At 40.9% G+C, this 20,642-nt stretch carries 18 protein-coding genes; 5 read left to right on the top strand and 13 right to left on the bottom strand.

Features of this window, described 5'->3' with window-relative positions; all coding sequences use genetic code 11:
- Positions 1-88: 88 nt before the first annotated feature.
- The 3 genes from KPF51_RS02780 to KPF51_RS02770 are packed head-to-tail and all read right to left on the bottom strand — an operon-like array spanning position 89 to position 2,548.
- Positions 89-1,441 (bottom strand): anti-phage deoxyguanosine triphosphatase, encoded by a 1,353-nt coding sequence (locus tag KPF51_RS02780; RefSeq protein ID WP_005722692.1) that lies wholly within the window; start codon positions 1,439-1,441, stop codon positions 89-91.
- A gap of 1 nt (position 1,442) precedes the next feature.
- Positions 1,443-2,141, bottom strand: coding sequence for a CidB/LrgB family autolysis modulator (locus KPF51_RS02775; protein ID WP_010906901.1), 699 nt, complete (start codon positions 2,139-2,141; stop codon positions 1,443-1,445).
- Positions 2,138-2,548, bottom strand: coding sequence for a CidA/LrgA family protein (locus KPF51_RS02770; protein WP_005722694.1), 411 nt, complete (start codon positions 2,546-2,548; stop codon positions 2,138-2,140). Before KPF51_RS02770 ends, KPF51_RS02775 begins: the two co-directional genes overlap by 4 nt.
- A gap of 129 nt (positions 2,549-2,677) precedes the next feature.
- On the opposite strand from KPF51_RS02770, the gene KPF51_RS02765 reads away from it, so the two are divergent.
- Genes KPF51_RS02765 through KPF51_RS02755 form a run of 3 tightly spaced genes read left to right on the top strand, consistent with a single transcriptional unit; the run spans position 2,678 to position 4,742 of the window.
- On the top strand, positions 2,678-3,160 hold the full coding sequence (locus tag KPF51_RS02765) for a thermonuclease family protein (RefSeq protein ID WP_005722695.1): 483 nt from the start codon (positions 2,678-2,680) through the stop codon (positions 3,158-3,160).
- Between the two features lies 1 nt (position 3,161).
- A complete protein-coding gene (locus KPF51_RS02760) occupies positions 3,162-4,361 on the top strand; it encodes a cysteine desulfurase (protein WP_005722697.1) in 1,200 nt (399 codons plus the stop codon).
- A 3-nt stretch (positions 4,362-4,364) separates the two neighbouring features.
- Positions 4,365-4,742, top strand: a complete 378-nt coding sequence (locus tag KPF51_RS02755) for a SufE family protein (protein WP_005716911.1) — start codon at positions 4,365-4,367, stop codon at positions 4,740-4,742.
- 409 nt (positions 4,743-5,151) lie between these two features.
- On the opposite strand, the gene hldE is transcribed toward KPF51_RS02755, so the two are convergent.
- Positions 5,152-6,582, bottom strand: coding sequence for a bifunctional D-glycero-beta-D-manno-heptose-7-phosphate kinase/D-glycero-beta-D-manno-heptose 1-phosphate adenylyltransferase HldE (hldE, locus tag KPF51_RS02750; protein WP_005722699.1), 1,431 nt, complete (start codon positions 6,580-6,582; stop codon positions 5,152-5,154).
- 223 nt (positions 6,583-6,805) lie between these two features.
- Between hldE and KPF51_RS02745 the strand changes: the two genes are divergently transcribed.
- Positions 6,806-7,747 (top strand): Kdo(2)-lipid IV(A) acyltransferase, encoded by a 942-nt coding sequence (locus tag KPF51_RS02745; protein ID WP_064661078.1) that lies wholly within the window; start codon positions 6,806-6,808, stop codon positions 7,745-7,747.
- Between the two features lie 98 nt (positions 7,748-7,845).
- Here the strand turns inward: KPF51_RS02745 and KPF51_RS02740 are convergent, their stop codons facing one another.
- Genes KPF51_RS02740 through sstT form a run of 6 tightly spaced genes read right to left on the bottom strand, consistent with a single transcriptional unit; the run spans position 7,846 to position 13,222 of the window.
- On the bottom strand, positions 7,846-8,421 hold the full coding sequence (locus tag KPF51_RS02740) for a molecular chaperone (protein ID WP_005722746.1): 576 nt from the start codon (positions 8,419-8,421) through the stop codon (positions 7,846-7,848).
- Positions 8,411-9,025 carry an NAD(P)H-dependent oxidoreductase gene (locus KPF51_RS02735; RefSeq protein WP_005722748.1) on the bottom strand — a complete coding sequence of 205 codons (615 nt, stop codon included), beginning with the start codon at positions 9,023-9,025 and terminating at the stop codon, positions 8,411-8,413. Before KPF51_RS02735 ends, KPF51_RS02740 begins: the two co-directional genes overlap by 11 nt.
- A gap of 5 nt (positions 9,026-9,030) precedes the next feature.
- Positions 9,031-9,480 (bottom strand): NfeD family protein, encoded by a 450-nt coding sequence (locus KPF51_RS02730; RefSeq protein ID WP_005716922.1) that lies wholly within the window; start codon positions 9,478-9,480, stop codon positions 9,031-9,033.
- Between the two features lie 20 nt (positions 9,481-9,500).
- The gene (locus KPF51_RS02725) at positions 9,501-10,424 is read right to left on the bottom strand and encodes an SPFH domain-containing protein (RefSeq protein WP_005716923.1); all 924 of its coding nucleotides are present in this window, start codon (positions 10,422-10,424) and stop codon (positions 9,501-9,503) included.
- 44 nt (positions 10,425-10,468) lie between these two features.
- Positions 10,469-11,920 carry a molybdate ABC transporter ATP-binding protein ModF gene (modF, locus tag KPF51_RS02720; protein ID WP_005722749.1) on the bottom strand — a complete coding sequence of 484 codons (1,452 nt, stop codon included), beginning with the start codon at positions 11,918-11,920 and terminating at the stop codon, positions 10,469-10,471.
- A 60-nt stretch (positions 11,921-11,980) separates the two neighbouring features.
- Positions 11,981-13,222, bottom strand: a complete 1,242-nt coding sequence (gene sstT, locus KPF51_RS02715; protein ID WP_005722751.1) for a serine/threonine transporter SstT — start codon at positions 13,220-13,222, stop codon at positions 11,981-11,983.
- A gap of 371 nt (positions 13,223-13,593) precedes the next feature.
- Between sstT and KPF51_RS02710 the strand changes: the two genes are divergently transcribed.
- Complete coding sequence (locus KPF51_RS02710; protein ID WP_005754345.1) at positions 13,594-14,043, top strand: S24 family peptidase; 450 nt, start codon at positions 13,594-13,596, stop codon at positions 14,041-14,043.
- A gap of 107 nt (positions 14,044-14,150) precedes the next feature.
- On the opposite strand, the gene lpdA is transcribed toward KPF51_RS02710, so the two are convergent.
- The 3 genes from lpdA to aceE all read right to left on the bottom strand — a co-directional run bounded on the left by lpdA (position 14,151) and on the right by aceE (position 20,328).
- Positions 14,151-15,569: a dihydrolipoyl dehydrogenase gene (lpdA, locus tag KPF51_RS02705; protein WP_014326166.1), complete on the bottom strand. Its 1,419-nt coding sequence runs from the start codon at positions 15,567-15,569 to the stop codon at positions 14,151-14,153.
- Between the two features lie 124 nt (positions 15,570-15,693).
- Positions 15,694-17,592, bottom strand: a complete 1,899-nt coding sequence (aceF, locus tag KPF51_RS02700; RefSeq protein WP_014667915.1) for a pyruvate dehydrogenase complex dihydrolipoyllysine-residue acetyltransferase — start codon at positions 17,590-17,592, stop codon at positions 15,694-15,696.
- Positions 17,593-17,664: 72 nt separating this feature from the next.
- Positions 17,665-20,328, bottom strand: a complete 2,664-nt coding sequence (gene aceE, locus KPF51_RS02695; protein WP_061406175.1) for a pyruvate dehydrogenase (acetyl-transferring), homodimeric type — start codon at positions 20,326-20,328, stop codon at positions 17,665-17,667.
- Positions 20,329-20,642: the final 314 nt, after the last annotated feature.

Here is a 20,642-nt window from a genome sequence, read left to right as displayed (position 1 = left end):
AAAAATACAAATGCTGTTTTCACAACAGGGATAAACACATTATCCACATTATCTAGACTGCCCCGTTGACCAACATCAGAGAGTAATCCTATAACTGTTGATAAACTCGCAAGGCATAGGCATCAGACATACCCGCCATGTAATCACAGATAACCCGTTTTTTGCCTTCTTTGCTTGCCTGTTGCCAACGCTTGGCGGTATTACGTGGTAGTAAACGTTCTGGATCAGATTCAAAAATTTGGAACATTTCCGTTAAGATACGTTGTCCTTTGTATTCAATCCGTTGTGTATCAACATTTAAGATCACATGCTCACGTACAAATGCTTTAAAAATCTGCAATACCGCTTCCACTTCTGCTGGTAACTGCGCATTATAGCGTAATAATGGTTCATTAAAATCGTCCGTTAATGTCCAACGTACGCTCGTGATAAAATAATTGACGAGCGCACCAATGGCGTTTTTACGTAAATAATGCTGATCCGAAAAAAGCTTTTCCGTGATAGCATCAATATGTTTTTGAATCCATTCAGACGGACAATGTTTCAAGGCGGTGAGCGCACTTTGCCATTGGTGTAAATTCACCATCCCCACCACAATCGCGTCTTCTAAATCATGCACCCCATAAGCAATGTCATCAGCTAATTCCATGAGGCTACAATCTAACGACTTGAATTTGGTTTTTAAAATTTGGCTAGGATCTGACCGCACTTGTTTAAATTGCCCAAATAAATCACGATCTTTTACTGACAGCGGTTCCAGTAGCCACTCAAACATCGGCAAATCATCACGAAAGAGTCCTTTTCCTGGTTGCCACCCATTCATCTTGACATAACGCGAATCGACATTTGGTTCTGGAGCGAGTTCGGCATATTGTGCCGAAGAAATATCTAAAATCGTTGGGTATTTCACAATACCCAAAAGGGTACGGCGAGTTAAATTCATCCCTGCATTTGGTGTATAAGGTTCTAATTTGGTGAGTAAGCGAAATGTTTGTGCGTTACCTTCAAATCCACCATGCTCTCGCATCATGTAATTCAGTGCGACTTCGCCACCATGACCAAAAGGAGGATGACCGATATCATGAGCAAAACATAAACTTTCAATCAGATCATTACTCGGCAACAAGCCTTTCAACGTTTTTTGTAACTCTGTTTTATCTTGTTGCATTTGCTGCGCTAAGGCAGTAAATGCCTCACTAAAACGCATTTGTGCAACCAAACTGCTACCGATTTGTGCTACTTCTAAGGAATGTGTCAGACGTGTGCGATAAAAATCATTCTCACCAACCGCATGAATTTGTGTTTTTGCCTGCAAACAACGAAATGCGGCGGAATGTAAAATACGCCCTCGATCTCGACGGAAAGGTGGGCGATGATCTTTTTCACGCGGTTTATCAGCAATAAAGCGTGATTGCCAAATTGGATCAACTTGATTATTCATACTATGCCATAAAGAAATAAAGGATTTTAAAGGTGATCGGTGCAAGAATAGACGTCATAATGCCACATAATACGAGGGCAATGGAACTATAACTGCCAGCTTTTTGATCGCTTTCCATGCAAGTGACTGTACCTAAGGCATGGGAAATGGCACCAATGGCTAATCCTCGCGCCTCCGCATGTTTGACTTTTAATTTTTTTAACGTAAGCAAACCTAGTACAGACCCTTGTAATCCCGCTATCACAACCCCCACCGCAGCAATCGAGGGTATGCCACCCAATCCTTGAGACACCGCCATCGCAATAGGCGTCGTGACCGATTTCGGCAATACTGTGGCAACCATTTCTGGTGTGGCGCCTAAGTATAAGGCTAAACCAGCGCCTGAAAGCATAGAAAGCAATGAAGCCAAGCACGTTATCAATAAAATATTTTTCCAATAACGACTAATTTGATGCAACTGTTCATACAATGGTACTGCAAGCGCGACAATACTGATACCTAATAAATTATTTAAGGGCGCATTGCCTTGTAAATAATCATCATAAGAAATGTCAATGGTTAACAAGATGACCACGAGCAAGGTCACAGTTAAAACAAAGGAATTGAATAAAATCGATTTCCAATGTCGGCTGATTTTCACCGCCACCGCGAAGGCAAGCAACGTTAAAAAAGAATAACCATACAGACTCCAATTCATCATGCTTTCTCCGCTTGTTTTCTGGCGACTTTTTTACGTAAATGAGAAAAAGAGCTTAAGGAAAATAAATAATCTGAAAGTAAACCGACAACAATCAATGTTAAGAAAGTGCTTACAATATTAGGTAATAACAAGACGTTCATTTGGCTAAATAACACATCCGCATATTTTATCACCCCAACACTCACTGGCACGAATAATAGTGCCATATAACGAATTAATAAACTGGCTGAACATAACACCCAATCTAACTTAATTATCCTAAACGTTAACCCCAAAAATAACAGTAACAATCCCCAAATACTGGCAGGAATACCAATATTAAGATGATGTGCAATCCACTCACCGATGAATAACATCAAATACAAAATCCCGCATGAACGAGCTAAATCAACTATTTTCCGAGTCATTTTTACTCCATCGTTGTTGACAATAAAACACATTGTCTTAATAAAAATGAGGGAATATTTTACTCCCATTTTGTTTCTTTTGTTAGTTTTTAGGTAGAATATGTGCGTTTTATAAGGATTTTTCATAATATGTATAAAAAATTAGCGCTTATCACCCTGTGTTGTCTATGTTTTACACACTGCAGTCAAGCCAGTCGTTCGATACCTTGTCAGGTGATTGGTATTACCGATGGCGACACGTTAACTTGTCTATTACAAAACAAGAAATCGCTTCGTGTTCGCTTAGCTGAAATTGATGCGCCAGAAAAAAACCAACCTTTCGGTACGAAATCAAAACAATTTCTCGCGAAATTAGTCTATAAAAAGCCGGTACAACTCCGCATTTTAGGTAAAGACCACTACCAACGCACTTTAGCTGTTGTTTATAATGCACAGCACAAAAATATGAATATCGAAATGGTGAAATCTGGTATGGCTTGGGCATATCCGCGTTATAATCACGATCCAATGTATTTGCGCGCGCAACAAGCCGCCATGAAAGCCCGTCTTGGATTATGGCAAGACACTCACCCAATCCCTCCTGAGCAATGGCGCAGACAAAAGAGAAAATAAGATGGCATTTAATCCAAGTGTATTTAAACAACATTTTCCTTACCTCCAACAAGCAGATGCGGTTGTCTATTTAGACAGTGCTGCCACGGCATTAAAGCCACAAGTGCTGACTGATGCGACGATTGCCTTTTATCAATCTGCTGGATCCGTACATCGTAGTCAATATGATGAAAAACAGACCGCACTTTTTGAACAAGCAAGAGAAAATGTGAAAAACTTCATTGGTGCAAAATCTGAAGAAACGATTATTTGGACATCGGGGACAACGCATGCTATCAATTGCGTTGCAAGAGGGTTATCTCATCAACTGCATCCTAAAGCTGAAATTATCATTAGCGAAGCGGACCATCATGCTAATTTTGTTACTTGGTCTGAAATCGCGCGTCAATATGGCGCAACCTTGCATATTTTACCGATTAATGAGCAATGGTTGATTGAAGAACAGGATCTTATTGCTGTACTTAATACAAATACTGTATTGGTTGCATTGAATATGGTTTCTAATGTAACTGGAACGGAGCAACCTGTCGCCAATTTAATTAAACTGATTCGACAACACAGTCATGCGTTGGTACTCGTCGACGCGGCACAAGCGATTAGCCATTTACCTATCGACTTACAAAGGTTAGATGCGGATTTTATTGCCTTCTCAGCGCATAAACTCTATGGTCCGAATGGACTTGGTGTGTTAAGTGGGAAACGTCATGCCCTTGAACAACTTCAGCCCCTGTTGTACGGTGGGAAAATGGTAGAACGAGTATCTGCACAACACATCCGTTTTGCCGAACTACCTTATCGCCTTGAGGCTGGCACGCCAAATATTGCAGGTGTGATTGGTTTTAATGCTGTCTTAGAATGGTTAAGCCAGTGGGACTTAACTGCTGCCGAGCAATATGCCATTGCTTTGGCAGAGCAATGTAAAATGCGATTAAAAAATTACCCACACTGCCAGTTATTTTTATCACCGCAACCGAGCAGCATCGTTTGTTTTGTGTTTAACGGTATAGCCACCTCTGACATCGCCACATTGCTCGCTGAACAAAATATAGCCTTACGCGCAGGTGAACACTGCGCCCAACCTTATTTAGCGCGCTTAGGACAGCACAGCACCTTGCGGCTTTCCTTTGCACCTTATAACCAACAAGCGGATGTTGATGCGTTTTTCTCTGCCCTTGACAACGCTTTAGCCTTATTAGATTAAATGATGAAAGAACAACTCCTTAACGCCAAAAGCTGGGAAGAACGTTACCGCCTGATTATCCAAGCCGGCAAACAGCTACCATTCCCCACAGAACAACAACTCGCCGAGATGCAACCGATTTCAGGTTGTGAGGCGAAAGTCTGGTTTAAAATTACTGGAAAAAATGACCGCACTTTTGATTTTCAAGCTTACAGCGAAGCCCGTATTATTAATGGGTTATTGTGGATTTTACTGCAAGAAATTCAGGGCAAAACAGTCGAACAACTCAAGCAGTTTGATTTAACTGCCTATTTCACTGAATTGGGCATTGCACAACGGTTAAGCAGCACAAGGCTAAATGGGCTAAAACAGATTGAAAAATTGTTACATCAGCTAGAGTAAAAGTGTGGCTGAGATTAAAAAGGGCGGTGTATTTAAAAAAAATTTCTTCCCCCAAAAGTGACTTTCCCCCTTTCCCTTATTTTTCGCTGTAGCGGTTGCGTTCACGTTTAAACCACACTTTCCTTGTTTGAGCATGGCTTGCTAAGCGAGTTTGGAAAACGGGTGCCAAACGTTAGCAGCAAGTGAAGGAAAAAAATTACGGAGTGCTTTCTTTTGCCTACTTTTTCCTTTACACAAGCAAAGAAAAACTAACTCGCTGATCGGGCAAAACCCGATATTGTTTAGCCTGAAAAAAAGCTCTTTTCCCATCATAATTGATAACACGACCCCGTTTTAATCTCATAAAAAAGGCAAACATAACTGTTTGCCCTTTCCCCAAATAGGTATGATGATGAAATCAAATTCAATCTTAATCTTTTAACTGCTGAATCTTACTGATCACATTACTGGTTGAACAACCATTTTCAAAGTTTAATACTTTTACATCACCACCACTCGCCCAAACTTCTTGGCTACCGGCGATGTCTTCTGGTTTGTAATCACCACCTTTCACCAATAAATCGGGTAATACTTCAGCAATTAAACGTTGTGGAGTGTCTTCATGGAACGCCACTAACCAATCGACTGAAGATAAGCCTGCCAATACTGCCATACGAGATTGAAGGTCATTAATTGGGCGGGTTTCACCTTTTAGGCGTTTGACTGAGTCATCGCTGTTCACCGCGACAATTAAGCGATCGCCCAATTTACGTGCGTTTTCGAGGTAAGACACATGTCCCGGGTGAAGAATGTCAAAACAGCCATTAGTCATCACAATTTTCTCACCACGCGCCTTCGCTTGCGCCACTACGCGTTTCAGTTCGGCTTCGCTCATAATACCAAATCCGGTATTAGAACGACCGTGAATTGCATTTTCTAATTCCACCGTAGAAACGGTTGAGGTCCCTAATTTACCCACGACAATCCCTGCTGCGACATTGGCTAAATAGCAGGCTTCTTCAAACGAACGACCATCCGCTAAGCCTGTTGCTAACACACTAATCACCGTATCTCCCGCCCCGGTCACATCAAATACTTCTTTCGCTTCGGTGGCTAAATGAAATGCCGGTTGATTTGGACGCAACAACGTCATGCCTTTTTCAGAACGTGTCACTAAAAGCGCACTCAGGTCGATCTGCTCAATTAATTTCAACCCTTTTTCGATAATCTCGTCTTCAGAATCACACTTCCCAACCACCGCTTCAAATTCAGACATATTCGGTGTTAATAAGGTTGCACCACGATAACGTTCAAAATCGGTTCCTTTCGGATCAATTAACACAGGGATATTGGCTTGGCGTGCAAGTTGAATCATTTTTTGCACTTGATTTAAGGTGCCTTTACCATAATCAGATAACACTAATGCGCCATAATTTTGTAATGCACTGTCTAATTTTTGCAATAACGCATCGCTCGTCACATTTTGGAAGTCTTCTTCAAAATCTAAGCGTAATAATTGTTGATGGCGGGACAAAATACGTAATTTTGTAATGGTAGGATGAGTATGTAATTGTACAAAATCACATTCAATACGGCTTTTGGCTAATAAACTTTCTAAGGCAAGACCGGTTTCATCTCGTCCCGTTAAGCCCAATAATTTTACTGGCACATTTAACGCAGCGATATTCATCGCAACGTTGGCTGCCCCACCTGCACGTTCTTCGTTATCTTGTACACGTACCACAGGAACTGGTGCTTCTGGTGAAATGCGATTTGTCGCCCCAAACCAATAACGATCAAGCATTACATCGCCCAATACCAACACTTTTGCTTGTTTAAATTCTGCGGAATATTGAAACATTTTCGTTCTCTCTTAATAAAAAATTACTTAATTTTAGCACAGGAAAGCACCAATTTCCCCTTAAAATCCAATAAATTGCACGACTTTTTATTACATGACTTTCTTAATTATTACATAACTAGTAATATTCACGCCCTATTTATGCGATAATTCGTAATATGATTACAAGTTGAGTTATGTTTTCTCATTCTCAATTTATTACTGAAGATACTCAAGCAATTTTATGGCGAACGATAAACTCCCAACATTTCAAAAAAGATTTCTAAAACCAAAACACTGGGGATTTTGGTTAGGCGTCGCCTTATGGCGTCTGATCGTATGTTTACCCTACCCGATTTTACACAAACTCGGGAACGGACTAGGCTGGTTACTCGCAAAATCAACAGTAGGTCAACGTCGCGCCAACATTGCACGTCGCAATTTACAGCTTTGTTTTCCCCACTATTCTACGGATCAAATTGAAACCTTATTACATGCGAATTTAAAAGCCACCGGCATGGCGATTATTGAAACGGGTATGGCTTGGTTTTGGTCTGATGCAAGAATAAAAAAATGGTCAAAAATCGAAGGACTTGAATACTTAAAAGAATATAAACAAGATGGTGTGATTCTTGTTGGGGTACATTTCCTAACCTTAGAATTGGGCGCCCGTATTGTTGGCTTGCATCAACCGGGCATAGGGGTTTACCGCCCGAATGACAATCCTTTAATGGACTGGTTACAAGTGCAAGGTCGCTTACGTTCTAATAAAGATCTGCTCGATCGTAAAGATTTACGTGGCATGATTCGTGCGTTACGCCAAGGTGAAATTATTTGGTATGCGCCTGATCATGATTATGGACGTAAAAATGCGGTCTTTGTGCCCTTTTTTGCTGTCCCTGATGCAGCGACTACAACGGGGAGCTATTATTTATTAAAATCCTCACCAACAAGTAAGGTGATCCCTTTTGCCCCATTACGCAATAGCGATGGGTCCGGTTATACCGTCAAAATCTCCCCCCCAGTGGATTTTTCCGATATTACAGATGAAACTCGTATTGCCACGCGCATGAACCAAGTAGTAGAAACGGAAATTATGAAAGGAGTGGAACAATATATGTGGCTACACCGCCGTTTTAAAACACGACCTGATGAAAATCAGCCAAGTTTATATGATGAGGAATAAGACCCCATCGTTCTTATGCGACAAAAAGTGCGGTGAGTTTTGGACAAAAATTAAAAGCAGCGTTGTAACGCTGCTTTTTTAGCATGACAAGAAAATGCTTATACGGCTTGCTCGCTTGCTTCTTCTAATTCGTCCGCCATCGCTGCCAACATCTCTTTCGACAGAAGTGCTAAGGCACGATAAAAAGGCAAGCTTGCCTTACTTTCCACTTGAGTAAGAAACTGGCTGGCACAAGGCAATAAGAATTGCTCAAACAGCTGATGTTGTGCCGCCACAGAATCAAGGTTATCTTCAATCCAAGAGGCAGTTAGTAAAAGTAATGCAAAATGATCCGCACTTTCTAGCGCTGGCATACCACGTTGTTGTCTAAAGTTTACAAATTCTTCAACGGAAACCGCATAATCGCTGATTCTAGTACTAACTTGTGGCGTGTCTCCCATAAATAACTTGTCATATTCTTTACTTAATGCGTTTAAATCTAACGGCATTTGCACACTATTAATCGCTTGTTGGCTTTGATTGTCCAGTTCAAGTGCCCAGATTTCGCTAAGTCCTTGCTGCTGTAACCAGGCAAACACATTAGCTAAAATCGGCTCATTTGGTGCACGATAAAACAAATTGCCAAACAAGCGACTTAGCATAGAAAAAGCGTTAAGTTGGTTTTCAGTTGTCATGCTTTCTCTCTAAAAGTGCGGTTAAATTTTCTTGCGTTTTCTCACTGACCCTTTGCAACATAGCGTGACGCGCGTGATCATCAATCAAATGAATATCACCAAACAGCTCATGCTGAATATCAGTGATGCCACAATAATTGAATAATCCGTCCACTAAACAATCTTTCAGCGATTGGGCAAACCCCATATTTTGATAAATCTCTACGTTATTGCCAATCGTGATAAAGTGTTGCATTTTTTTACCACCTAATAAGCCTACAGATTGTTCATTTTCAGTTTTATAAGCAAAACCATAGCTTAATACACGATCCAAATACCCTTTCAGGATCGCAGGAAAGCCCATCCACCATAATGGATAAACCAAGGTGATTAAATTCGCTTGTTCAATGAGTTGATGCTCAAACTTGACTTCAGCAGGAATGATCTCTTGGTAAACCGCTTGCATTTCCTCCCAAGATAAAATGGGATTGAAATTGAGCGTGTACAAATCTCGTACCACGGTGTGCACGTCCAACTGTTGGCTAGCCTGCAAAGTAGCTTCCAAAATCGCCCGATTAAAACTCGTTTGGCTATTTGGATGGGCAAAAATAATCAGATGATGCATAATCTTTAATTCACTTTTTTCACTTTTAACGTAATACCATCCACTTGGTGCACTTCAACTAAATCACCGACCTGTAAATCCGTGCCTTGAATGCGCCACGTCGTATCGCCAAAATGCCCACGTCCAATGCCATTAGCCGCGATTTCTTGCACAGTACCTCTTGTGCCTAGCATCGCGTGATCACGTTGATTTAATGACGAATGTAACTGATCACTTTTGTCTTGACCATGCTGATATTTCCACCATGACACACTCAAAATAATCGCTAAAATCGCATAGCTAATAGCTAAAACGGTTAACGATAAGCTTGGTATCAGTGCCATCACACCAGCAATCACAATGGCGGCTAATCCCCACCAAAGTAAAAACACCCCTGGGATCACTAATTCAGCAATTAATAAAACAAAACCTAAAATAAGCCAATGCCAAAGGCTCCAAGTGGAAAACCATTCCATATTTACCTCACCGACAGTGATTAAGCTTTTTTATCGCCTTTTAATAACTCAGCTACACCCGCAATAGACCCGATTAAATTGCCCGCTTCGAGTGGCATTAACACCACTTTACTGTTCTCTGAGCCACCAATTTCTTTTAAAGCTTCAGTATATTTTTGTGCAATAAAGTAGTTAATTGCTTTCGTGTCCCCACTCGCAATCGCTTCAGAAACCATTTGTGTCGCACGGGCTTCTGCTTCAGCAGCACGTTCACGAGCTTCAGCTTGTAAGAAGGCTTCTTGACGTTCCCCTTCTGCTTTTAAGATACGAGCTTGTTTATCCCCTTCAGCACGTAAAATTTCCGCTTGACGTACCCCTTCTGCTTCCAAAATATCCGCACGTTTGTTACGTTCTGCTTTCATTTGTGCGTTCATCGCCGCGATCAATTCTTGTGGTGGACGCACATCACGAATTTCAATACGGGTCACTTTAATACCCCAAGGATTAGTGGCTTCATCAACAATGGATAACAAGCGGCTATTAATGGAATCACGTTGTGATAACATTTCATCTAACTCCATTGACCCTAACACAGTACGAATATTGGTCATGGTTAAATTAATAATCGCTTGTTCTAAATGATTCACTTCATAAGCCGCGTTACGTGCATCAATCACTTGCACAAAACAAACAGCATCAATCGACACATTCGCGTTATCTTTCGAAATGACTTCTTGAGAAGGAATATCCAGCACTTGTTCCATCATATTGATACGGCGACCAACACGGTCAATAAAAGGCACCACAAAATTCAAACCCGGTGTCAATGTACGAGTGTAGCGACCAAAACGTTCAATCGTCCAGTGATAACCCTGTGGAACGGTTTTTAAAGTGGAATACAAAACAAAAATTACCAATACAATAAAGAAAATCGTCGCGATTGGTAAACCATTAATAAAGTCCATTGCTGTTCTCCTTAGTAAGTCAATATCACAAAAAGTCTAACAAATTAGAGCGTACTTTGTATATAAGAATATTGATTATTATCTGCTATAAATTCAAAACGATGCGTCATGCAATTTGGCGCGTCTTGATCTTGATGGGAAACAAATATCAGCTGGGTTTGGCTGTTTACTACCAGTTGTTCAATAAACTGTTTTACCAGCTTACGATTCACCCCATCCAATCCCTGAAAAGGTTCATCTAAAATCAATATTGGTGGATGTTTCACCATGGCTCTAGCTATCAACAAAAGTCGTTGTTGTCCCCAAGACAAGGAACGAAACGGGACTTTCGCCAGTGTTGCAAGATGTAAACGTGTCAACCATTGCATAGCCTTCAAACGCAGTGTCTCTGATACCTGTTGATACACGCCAATACTATCAAAAAAGCCCGAGAGAATAACATCTAATGCGCTACAATTCACTCGGTAATCCATATGCAACTGACTACTCACATAGCCTATTTTTTGTTTAATATCCCAAATGGTTTCACCGCTACCACGTTGTTGACCAAATAATACTACATGATTCGCATAAGATTGCGGATGATCACCCGTCAGCACAGACAATAGCGTCGATTTTCCTGCACCATTTGGTCCTTTAATCCACCAATGTTGTTTTGGTTCAACTGTCCAAGTTAATGCACTGAGAATCTTTTTATCACCATATTGAATATTGACGTTTTTTAACTCAAAAGGATTGATCTCTGTCGGCAAATGTATTGGCGTACCAAAAGGTGTCGGCAAAGGTTCATTCCGCGCATTTTCGGCATAACACAACTGTTGAAATAAACTTTGCTGCTCAATGTATTGGCGTTCGCCTTGCAAAACTAACTCTCGATTATCCAAAATCGCAATATGAGTCGCCTGTGTCGGAATATCAGAGAAACGATTGATGATCAGCATTAATGTCATTTTCTCTTTTAATCTCTCCAATAAATGCCGCCAGTCTTGCACTGACTGCTGGTCTAATCCTTCAAAGGGTTCATCTAAGATCAAGAGATCAGGTTGACTCACTAACGCTTGGCATAACAAGACTTTACGGCTTTCCCCTGTAGACAGGTGAATAAAAGGGCGATCTAATAAAGACGTAATCTGCAAGATTTCCGCATATTTCTCACAAGCCGCTGTCGCTGAAGTGCCATTTAATATGGTTTCTCGTGCACTTTTACCAAAATCATCGGGGCTTATTCCATCATGATTGCGATCCTTAAAAGTGGCTTCAATAATATGTTGTTGTTTTTCAAAGGACAATAATGCTACCTGCCGGAATGAATGGCAATATTCGCCATGCTCTAGTGCTAATTGCTGCTGCAATGCAAGCGCAAAAGCAGTTTTTCCACTACCATTACTCCCCACGACAGCCCAAAATTGCCCCGCGGATAAACAAAATTGAGGAATATACAAATATTGATGTTGATGTAATTTAAATTTTGCTTCTTTAAGCTGTAAACTACACATCCATCCTCCGATAAAAAAAGCGGATAAATATCCGCTTTCTATTCACTAAATAACCGTTCGTTAAACTTGTTTATTTTCTTCTGCAATACAGGCTGCTGCAGTAAATAGCACATCCGTTGAAGAGTTTAATGCAGTTTCAGTAGAGTCTTGTAAAATACCGATAATGAACCCCACCCCGATCATTTGTGCAGCGACATCATCAGAAACCCCAAATAAGCTACAAGCTAACGGAATCAATAATAAAGATCCCCCCGCAACACCAGAGGCACCGCAAGCACAAATACTGGCAACGACACTCAATAACAAGGCACTAAAGAAAGAAATCTGAATATCTAAAGTATGTACCGCGGCTAACGTAAGAATCGTTACAGTAATCGCAGCACCTGCCATATTAATAGTCGCGCCTAATGGAATGGAAACCGAATAGGTTTCTTCATCTAAATTCAAGCGTTTAGCAAGATTGATGTTAACTGGAATGTTAGCTGCTGAGCTACGAGTGAAAAATGCCGTTAAACCACTTTCACGTACGCAGGTCCACACTAATGGATAAGGATTACGGCGAATTTTCCAGTAAACCAAAATTGGGTTCACTACAAAAGCAACAAATAACATCGTACCAACTAATACGGCTAATAAATGAATATAACCACCGAGCGCCACTAATCCTTTATCTGCCAAGGTTTCACTGACTAAACCGAACACACCGATTGGGGCAAAGGCAATAATCACATACACAATTTTCGATACAGCTTCTGCTAGATCTGACACCATCGTTTTTGTACTTTCTGATGCATGACGTAGGGCTAATCCCAAACCAATTGACCAAGCGAGCACGCCAACGAAATTCGCTTTAAAGAGCGCATTTAATGGATTATCAACCACATTGAAGACTAAAGTTAATAGTACCTGACCAACACCTTGTGGTGCAGACGTCATATCTTCTTTTGTGGCTAATGCCACTTCACTTGGGAATAAGAAGCCCGCAATAACAGCTGAAAGTGCGGCTAAAAATGTCCCCAAAAGATACAATACAATAATGGATTTCATATTGCTTTTCGCACCAATTTTTTTATTTGCAATTGCCGCCATGACAAGGACAAAAATTAAAATCGGTGCAACCGCACGTAATGAGCGAACAAAAATGGTGCCTAATACCCCAACTTTTTCCGCTAAATTAAAACCAAGCACGTTTTGTAATGTCGGCGTAACGAGCGCAACAAGCAAACCTAAGATAAGACCAATAAAAATACGTTTCACCAAATTACCTTGGAAAAACAAACTAAATAAACGAGATGTATTCATAATTAAATCACGTAATCTTGTGCGAATGCACTTATTGTAAAAAATTTAGACCAAATGTTTGATCCCCCTAACGGTGCTAAAGATAGCTTACTTTTTCATTAAAGAAAATATCATTTTTTATATTTCCAGTATATTGACAAACATTCATTAAAAATAATCGCCATATTATTAGAAAATATCTTATTTACCCCAGCTTTATCTGAATAAAAATCAATCAAAAGCAATCGATTGCACAAAACAAATCGATCACTTTACAAACAGAAAGAGTCTAATTTTTTTTCACTAACCATGAGATCCCCTCTTGACAAGCTGTATATAACAACAGTATATTTTACCTGTATAAATAACCAGTTAAAATAAAGAGGGATAAGATGAATAGCATAAACAACACTGTGGCTCAACATGATTATTTATTATCTTACCGTCCTATGCCACTTTACGAGGACATCCAACAATCTCACTTAAATTTCAGTAAAAAGCTGGATCTCAATCTTTACTGTGTTAAACGCCCACAACAAACCTGCTTTATTCGTGTAACCAATCCGAATATGCTTGCTTGGGGAATTGAAGTTGATGACATGCTAGTAGTAGAAAAAAACGAAAGCTTATCTGTGGGCGATCTGATTGTTCTTGATATCAATGGGCAATTCCATATTTATGAATTTATGCTTCAGCAAAATAATGAATACGTTTTCTTTGCCTTAGATTCGACTCAGAGCAACATTAAAACCAATCACTGGCAGAGTTTACCAATTGTTGGCACTGTCACCAATACTATTCATCAAATTAAACCAAAACGCAATATGGCATTTGCGGCATAAGCATAACGTCTCATAAATAAAAAAGTGCGGTTAAACTTTTAAAAGTTTAACCGCACAGCTATTTCGTTTAAAAACTTTTGTTACTTATCAGTTTCAACAAAAACGTATTATTTTTTCTTCGCTTTTGGATTTGGTAAGTCAGTAATTGACCCTTCAAATACTTCTGCTGCAAGACCAACAGACTCGTGTAATGTTGGGTGAGCATGGATCGTTAAGGCTAAATCTTCCGCATCACAACCCATTTCGATAGCAAGACCGATTTCACCTAACAATTCACCACCATTCGTCCCGACGATTGCGCCACCGATAACACGATGTGTATTTTTATCAAAGATCAATTTTGTCATTCCATCTGCACAGTCAGATGCAATCGCACGACCTGAGGCAGCCCAAGGGAATTTCGCTACTTCATAAGCGATACCTTCCGCTTTACATTCTTTCTCAGTTTTACCCACCCAAGCCACTTCAGGTTCCGTATACGCAATAGATGGAATCACTTTTGGATCGAAGTAATGTTTCATGCCTGCAATCACTTCTGCTGCCACGTGACCTTCATGAACACCTTTGTGTGCTAACATTGGTTGACCCACGATATCACCAATGGCGAAAATGTGAGGCACATTGGTACGCATTTGTTTGTCGGTACGAATGAAACCACGATCATCTACTTCAACACCCGCAACACCAGCATCAATCAATTTACCATTTGGTACACGACCAATCGCCACTAATACAGCATCATAACGACGGGTTTCAGAAGCTTTACCTTCCATTGAAACATAAATACCATCTTCTTTTGCTTCAACCGCAGTCACTTTCGTTTCTAATAATAAATTGAATTTCTTCGCGACGCGTTTGGTGTAGATTTGAACCATGTCTTTATCCGCAGCCGGGATCACTTGGTCAAACATTTCGACTACATCAATTTTTGAGCCTAATGCATGGTAAACCGTTCCCATTTCTAGACCGATAATACCACCACCCATGATAAGTAAATTCTCTGGCACTTCTTTTAATTTAAGTGCATCTGTGGAATCCCAAATACGTGGATCTTCATGTGGAATAAATGGTAATTGAATTGGACGCGATCCTGCCGCAATAATCGCATGATCAAACTTGATCGTCGTTTCCCCTTCTTCGCCCGCAACAATAATCGTATTTGGACCAGAGAATTTACCATAGCCGTTCACTACTTGCACTTTACGTTGTTTAGCCATACCCGCTAAACCACCCGTTAACTGGTTAATGACTTTTTCTTTCCAACCACGGATTTTGTTTACATCTGTGCTTGGCTCACCGAACACGATACCATGCTCTGCAAGCGCTTTGGCTTCTTCAATCACTTTCGCCACGTGTAATAAGGCTTTTGACGGGATACAACCCACGTTTAAACATACGCCACCTAACGTAGCATAACGTTCAACAATCACGGTTTCTAAACCTAAATCTGCACAACGGAATGCGGCGGAATAGCCCGCAGGACCCGCACCTAATACCACAACCTGAGTTTTAATTTCTTTATTCATTTTAACCTCGTTAAAGAATGCGATGTATTTTATCAAAAGATAGGCGATTTTAGACCGCACTTTCACACCACATTTGGGTTGATTAATGATGTCCGCTCGGCAATTTACCGAACGGACAGTGCGATTACATAACTAAACGACGAAGATCAGATAACACGCCATTGATATAGCTAATGAAACGTGCGCCATCCGCACCATCGATCACACGGTGGTCGAAAGACAATGATAATGGTAACATTAAGCGTGGCGTAAATTCTTTACCGTTCCAAACTGGCGCCATTTCTGATTTAGACACACCTAGAATTGCGACTTCTGGCGCATTCACGATTGGCGCAAAGTGTGTCGTACCTAAGCCCCCTAAGCTTGAAATCGTGAAACAACCCCCTTGCATATCCGAAGCAGTTAATTTGCCGTCACGTGCTTTTTTCGACACTTCCATTAATTCACGAGAAAGTTCGATAATGCCTTTTTTGTTGACATCTTTAAAGACAGGCACGACTAAGCCGTTTGGTGTATCCACTGCCACACCAATATTGACATATTTTTTCAAGGTTAAACGTTGGCCATCTTCAGAAATTGAGCTATTGAAACGTGGATACGCTTCTAATGCTTTGGCAGCCGCTTTCATAATGAAGACAACTGGCGTGATTTTCACACCCCATTTTTGTTTTTCCGCTAACACATTTTGTTCTTTACGGAACGCTTCTAATTCGGTGATATCTGCACGATCGAAATGTGTAACATGCGGGATCATCACCCAGTTACGGTGTAAGTTTGCACCCGAAATTTTGTTAATACGGGTGAGTTCTACTTCTTCCACTTCACCAAACTTGCTGAAATCCACTTTCGGCCATGGCAATAAGCCTAAGCCTGCACCATTTGCTACACCGCTGCCCGCTGGCGCTGCAGATACAGAACCTGATTCAACCGCTTTGATTGCTGCTTTCACATATGCTTGAACGTCTTCTTTTAAGATACGACCTTTACGACCAGTACCTTTCACTTTATCGAGGTTCACACCAAATTCACGTGCTAAACGACGTACAACCGGTGTGGCATAAGCAAATACAGAACTACCTGTTACTTCTGCATCACCCGCTGGCGCGCTTGCAACAGGTGCTGGCGTTGCTGCTTGTGGTGCTGCCGCTTGTGCAGCAGGTGCAGGTTGTGCTGGTGCTGCTGAAGGTGCGGCTCCCGCTACTTCAAAGCGCATAATTAATGAACCCGTAGAGACTTTGTCGCCAGATTTCACTAAAATTTCTTTTACCACACCGGCAAATGGCGCAGGCACTTCCATTGAGGCTTTATCACCTTCAACAGTAATTAATGATTGTTCTTCTGTGATCGTGTCACCCACGTTCACCATGATTTCCGTCACGTTGACTTCGTCACCACCAATATCTGGCACGTTCACATCTTTTACCGCACTTTGTGCAGGTGCTGATGGCGCAGCTGTTGGCGCTTGTGCTGGTGTCGCTACTGCTGGCGCATCACCCGTTTCAAATTTCATAATCAATGATCCTGTTGATACTTTGTCACCAACATTGATTAGAATTTCTTTAACAACACCTGCGATTGGGGCTGGGACTTCCATTGAGGCTTTATCACCTTCTACATTGATGATCGATTGCTCAACCTCAACTTTATCACCCACTTTGACCATAATTTCTGTCACGTTAACTTCATCACCACCAATATCGGGGACATGTACTTCAACCACTGCGCTTGCTGCTGGCGCTGGCGCAGATACTGGTGCTGTTTCAGCTTTTGGCGTTTCAGCAGGTTTTGCATCACCCGTTTCTAACACAAACATCGGTGAACCCGTTGACACTTTGTCACCCACTTTCACTAACACTTCTTTGATCACACCCGCTTCTGGTGAAGGGACTTCCATTGAGGCTTTATCACCTTCTACATTGATTACGCTTTGATCAACTGCAACCGTATCACCCGCTTTTACCATGACTTCTGTCACAGTCACTTCATCACCACCAATATCTGGTACTTGAATTTGTTTTGACATGTTTTTTTATCCTCCAATCATTCCATAACATGCTCCCTGATATCAGGGAGCTGGAATGTTAATCCTATTTACTTAGGCGTAAAGTGGGTTCACTTTATCTGCATCAATACCGTATTTTTGAATAGCGTCTGCAACCACTTTCTTATCGATAGTACCTTGTTTCGCCAATTCAGATAATGCTGCGATTGCCACATAACGAGCATCCACTTCAAAGTGCTCACGTAGGTTTTCACGGCTATCTGAACGACCAAAACCATCTGTACCTAATACACGATAGCTTGCTGCTGGCACATAAGCACGAACTTGTTCTGCAAATAATTTCATGTAGTCTGTTGCAGCAACAGCAGGCGCATCATTCATTACTTGTGCAATGTAAGGTACACGTGCTTTAGCTTCTGGATGTAATAAGTTCCAACGATCTGCATCAGCACCTTCACGTGCTACTTCTGTGAATGACGGTACACTATACACATCTGAAGTGACACCAAAGTCATTAGCTAACAACTGTGCTGCTTCGCGAATATGACGTAAGATTGCACCAGAACCTAATAACTGAACTTTACCTTTACCTTGACCGGTTACGGTTTCAAACTTATAGATACCTTTACGGATACCTTCTTCCGCACCTTTTGGCATAGCCGGTTGGTCATAAGTTTCGTTCAATGTGGTGATATAGTAGTAAATGTTCTCTTGTTCTGGTCCATACATACGACGTACGCCGTCTTGCATGATAACCGCAACCTCAAAAGCAAATGCTGGGTCATAAGAGATACAGTTAGGGATAGTTAATGATTGAATATGGCTGTGACCATCTTCATGTTGTAAACCTTCGCCGTTTAATGTTGTACGACCAGATGTCCCACCAATCATGAAACCACGTGCTTGTTGGTCACCCGCGGCCCACATTAAGTCGCCAATACGTTGGAAACCAAACATGGAGTAGTACACATAGAATGGAATCATTGGGAAATCATTTGTTGAGTAAGAAGTAGCCGCAGCTAACCAAGAGGCGGTTGCACCTTGCTCATTGATCCCTTCTTGTAACACTTGACCATCAATGGCTTCACGGTAGTAAGATACTTGCTCGCGATCTTGCGGGGTATAGTTTTGACCATACGGGTTGTAAATACCGATTTGACGGAATAAGCCTTCCATACCAAATGTACGTGCTTCGTCTGCCAGAATTGGCACGATACGTTTACCCACAGATTTGTTTTTCAATAATACGTTTAGTGAACGTACAAATGCCATCGTTGTTGAAATTGGACGGGCTTGAGCTTCAAATAATTGTGCAAACTCCTCTAATTCCGGCACCTCTAATTGTTCCGTGAAACGTGGTAAACGGGTTGGCAAATAACCTTGTAACGCTTGACGACGTTCGTGAAGGTACTTGTACTCCTCAGAACCTTCTGCAAATTTAATGTATGGTAAATTTTCAATATCCGCATCAGCAATATCAATGTTAAAGCGATCACGAACGTGTTTCACGCCTGACATATCCATTTTCTTCACTTGGTGAGCAATGTTTTTCCCTTCAGCAGCTTCACCCATACCATAACCTTTAATGGTTTTCACAAGTAAAACAACAGGTTTCCCTTTCACTTGTTTTGCTTTATTGAAGGCAGCGAATATTTTTAATGGATCGTGACCACCACGATTTAATGCCCAGATTTCATCATCTGTCATTTCAGCCACTAAGGCTTCTGTTTCTGGATAACGACCAAAGAAGTGTTTACGAACGTAAGCACCATCTTTTGCTTTCATGGTTTGATAGTCACCATCAACCACTTCCATCATTAATTGTAATAATTTACCTGAGGTATCACGTTGTAATAAACGATCCCAACGACGGCCCCAAATCACTTTAATCACTTCCCAGCCTGCGCCGTTGAATAAACCTTCTAATTCTTGGATGATTTTACCGTTACCTGTTACTGGACCGTCTAAACGTTGTAAGTTACAGTTAATCACAAACACAAGGTTGTCTAACTTCTCACGCGCTGCCACAGAAATCGCACCACGCGATTCCACTTCATCCATTTCACCATCACCTAAGAAGGCATAAACGGTTTGATCAGCAGTATCTTTTAAGCCACGGTTGTGTAAGTATTTTAAGAAACGCGCTTGATAGATCGCATTCAATGGTCCTAGACCCATTGATACGGTTGGGAATTGCCAGAATTCAGGCATTAATTTCGGATGCGGATAGGAAGAAAGCCCTTTACCGTGAACTTCTTGACGGAAGTTATCCATTTGTTCTTCAGTTAAACGACCTTCTAAGAATGCACGGGCATAAATGCCTGGTGAGATATGACCTTGGAAGAAAACTAAGTCACCACCATTTTTCGCGGAACGCGCTTTAAAGAAGTGGTTAAAACAGACTTCATAAATAGTTGCAGAAGATTGGAAAGAAGACATATGCCCACCTAATTCCAAATCTTTTTTCGAAGCACGCAATACCATCATAATCGCATTCCAACGAATTGCACCGCGGATACGTCTTTCTAAGTCTAAATTGCCTGGATAGTTTGGTTCTTCTGAAGCTGGAATGGTATTGATGTAGTCAGTGGTGATACCTGTTGGTAAAGAAACATTGTTGGCTCGAGCGTGTTGCATTAATTGCTCAATAATATATTGTGCGCGTTCAACACCTTCTTCGCGAATGACCGCATCAATAGCTAACAACCAATCATTAGTTTCGACTGGATCTACGTCATTCTTTAACATATCTGACATAGTCTTTTCCTTATTTGTTAAGTTAAAAGTAAGCTTAATCTTAAGTTAAGATTAAACAATGAATTAATCACGAAATATGTAAAATTGAATATAATTTACACAAAATTCAATTAAAAGAAAATTGCTTCACAAATTTTTAACAAATTTTGTAAATATTATTAGATTTTTTTAGAGAAAGATAGTTATTTCTCTCGCAAAAGACAAAAAATGAGACATTGATAGCACTTTCATATACAGATAGAGACGTATCAGATAGTCGCTCTTTTATCATGAATATTTTCCGTCAATGCGCTGAATTCACACGACTATTATAG

It is taken from the genome of Pasteurella sp. XG20, assembly GCF_018968665.1.
GTDB classification, from domain to species: domain Bacteria; phylum Pseudomonadota; class Gammaproteobacteria; order Enterobacterales; family Pasteurellaceae; genus Pasteurella; species Pasteurella multocida.
Note: the sequence above shows the minus strand (reverse complement) of the source record. Positions and strands in the feature narration are given on the sequence as shown.

What these genes read in the sequence shown, in the direction of transcription:
- KPF51_RS02780 (WP_005722692.1), bottom strand. Translation starts at nt 1,441, where the DNA reads ATGAATAATCAAGTTGATCCAATTTGGCAATCACGCTTTATTGCTGAT.
- KPF51_RS02775 (WP_010906901.1), bottom strand. Translation starts at nt 2,141, where the DNA reads ATGATGAATTGGAGTCTGTATGGTTATTCTTTTTTAACGTTGCTTGCC.
- KPF51_RS02770 (WP_005722694.1), bottom strand. Translation starts at nt 2,548, where the DNA reads ATGACTCGGAAAATAGTTGATTTAGCTCGTTCATGCGGGATTTTGTAT.
- KPF51_RS02765 (WP_005722695.1), top strand. Translation starts at nt 2,678, where the DNA reads ATGTATAAAAAATTAGCGCTTATCACCCTGTGTTGTCTATGTTTTACA.
- KPF51_RS02760 (WP_005722697.1), top strand. Translation starts at nt 3,162, where the DNA reads ATGGCATTTAATCCAAGTGTATTTAAACAACATTTTCCTTACCTCCAA.
- KPF51_RS02755 (WP_005716911.1), top strand. Translation starts at nt 4,365, where the DNA reads ATGAAAGAACAACTCCTTAACGCCAAAAGCTGGGAAGAACGTTACCGC.
- hldE (WP_005722699.1), bottom strand. Translation starts at nt 6,582, where the DNA reads ATGTTTCAATATTCCGCAGAATTTAAACAAGCAAAAGTGTTGGTATTG.
- KPF51_RS02745 (WP_064661078.1), top strand. Translation starts at nt 6,806, where the DNA reads ATGGCGAACGATAAACTCCCAACATTTCAAAAAAGATTTCTAAAACCA.
- KPF51_RS02740 (WP_005722746.1), bottom strand. Translation starts at nt 8,421, where the DNA reads ATGACAACTGAAAACCAACTTAACGCTTTTTCTATGCTAAGTCGCTTG.
- KPF51_RS02735 (WP_005722748.1), bottom strand. Translation starts at nt 9,025, where the DNA reads ATGCATCATCTGATTATTTTTGCCCATCCAAATAGCCAAACGAGTTTT.
- KPF51_RS02730 (WP_005716922.1), bottom strand. Translation starts at nt 9,480, where the DNA reads ATGGAATGGTTTTCCACTTGGAGCCTTTGGCATTGGCTTATTTTAGGT.
- KPF51_RS02725 (WP_005716923.1), bottom strand. Translation starts at nt 10,424, where the DNA reads ATGGACTTTATTAATGGTTTACCAATCGCGACGATTTTCTTTATTGTA.
- modF (WP_005722749.1), bottom strand. Translation starts at nt 11,920, where the DNA reads ATGTGTAGTTTACAGCTTAAAGAAGCAAAATTTAAATTACATCAACAT.
- sstT (WP_005722751.1), bottom strand. Translation starts at nt 13,222, where the DNA reads ATGAATACATCTCGTTTATTTAGTTTGTTTTTCCAAGGTAATTTGGTG.
- KPF51_RS02710 (WP_005754345.1), top strand. Translation starts at nt 13,594, where the DNA reads ATGAATAGCATAAACAACACTGTGGCTCAACATGATTATTTATTATCT.
- lpdA (WP_014326166.1), bottom strand. Translation starts at nt 15,569, where the DNA reads ATGAATAAAGAAATTAAAACTCAGGTTGTGGTATTAGGTGCGGGTCCT.
- aceF (WP_014667915.1), bottom strand. Translation starts at nt 17,592, where the DNA reads ATGTCAAAACAAATTCAAGTACCAGATATTGGTGGTGATGAAGTGACT.
- aceE (WP_061406175.1), bottom strand. Translation starts at nt 20,328, where the DNA reads ATGTCAGATATGTTAAAGAATGACGTAGATCCAGTCGAAACTAATGAT.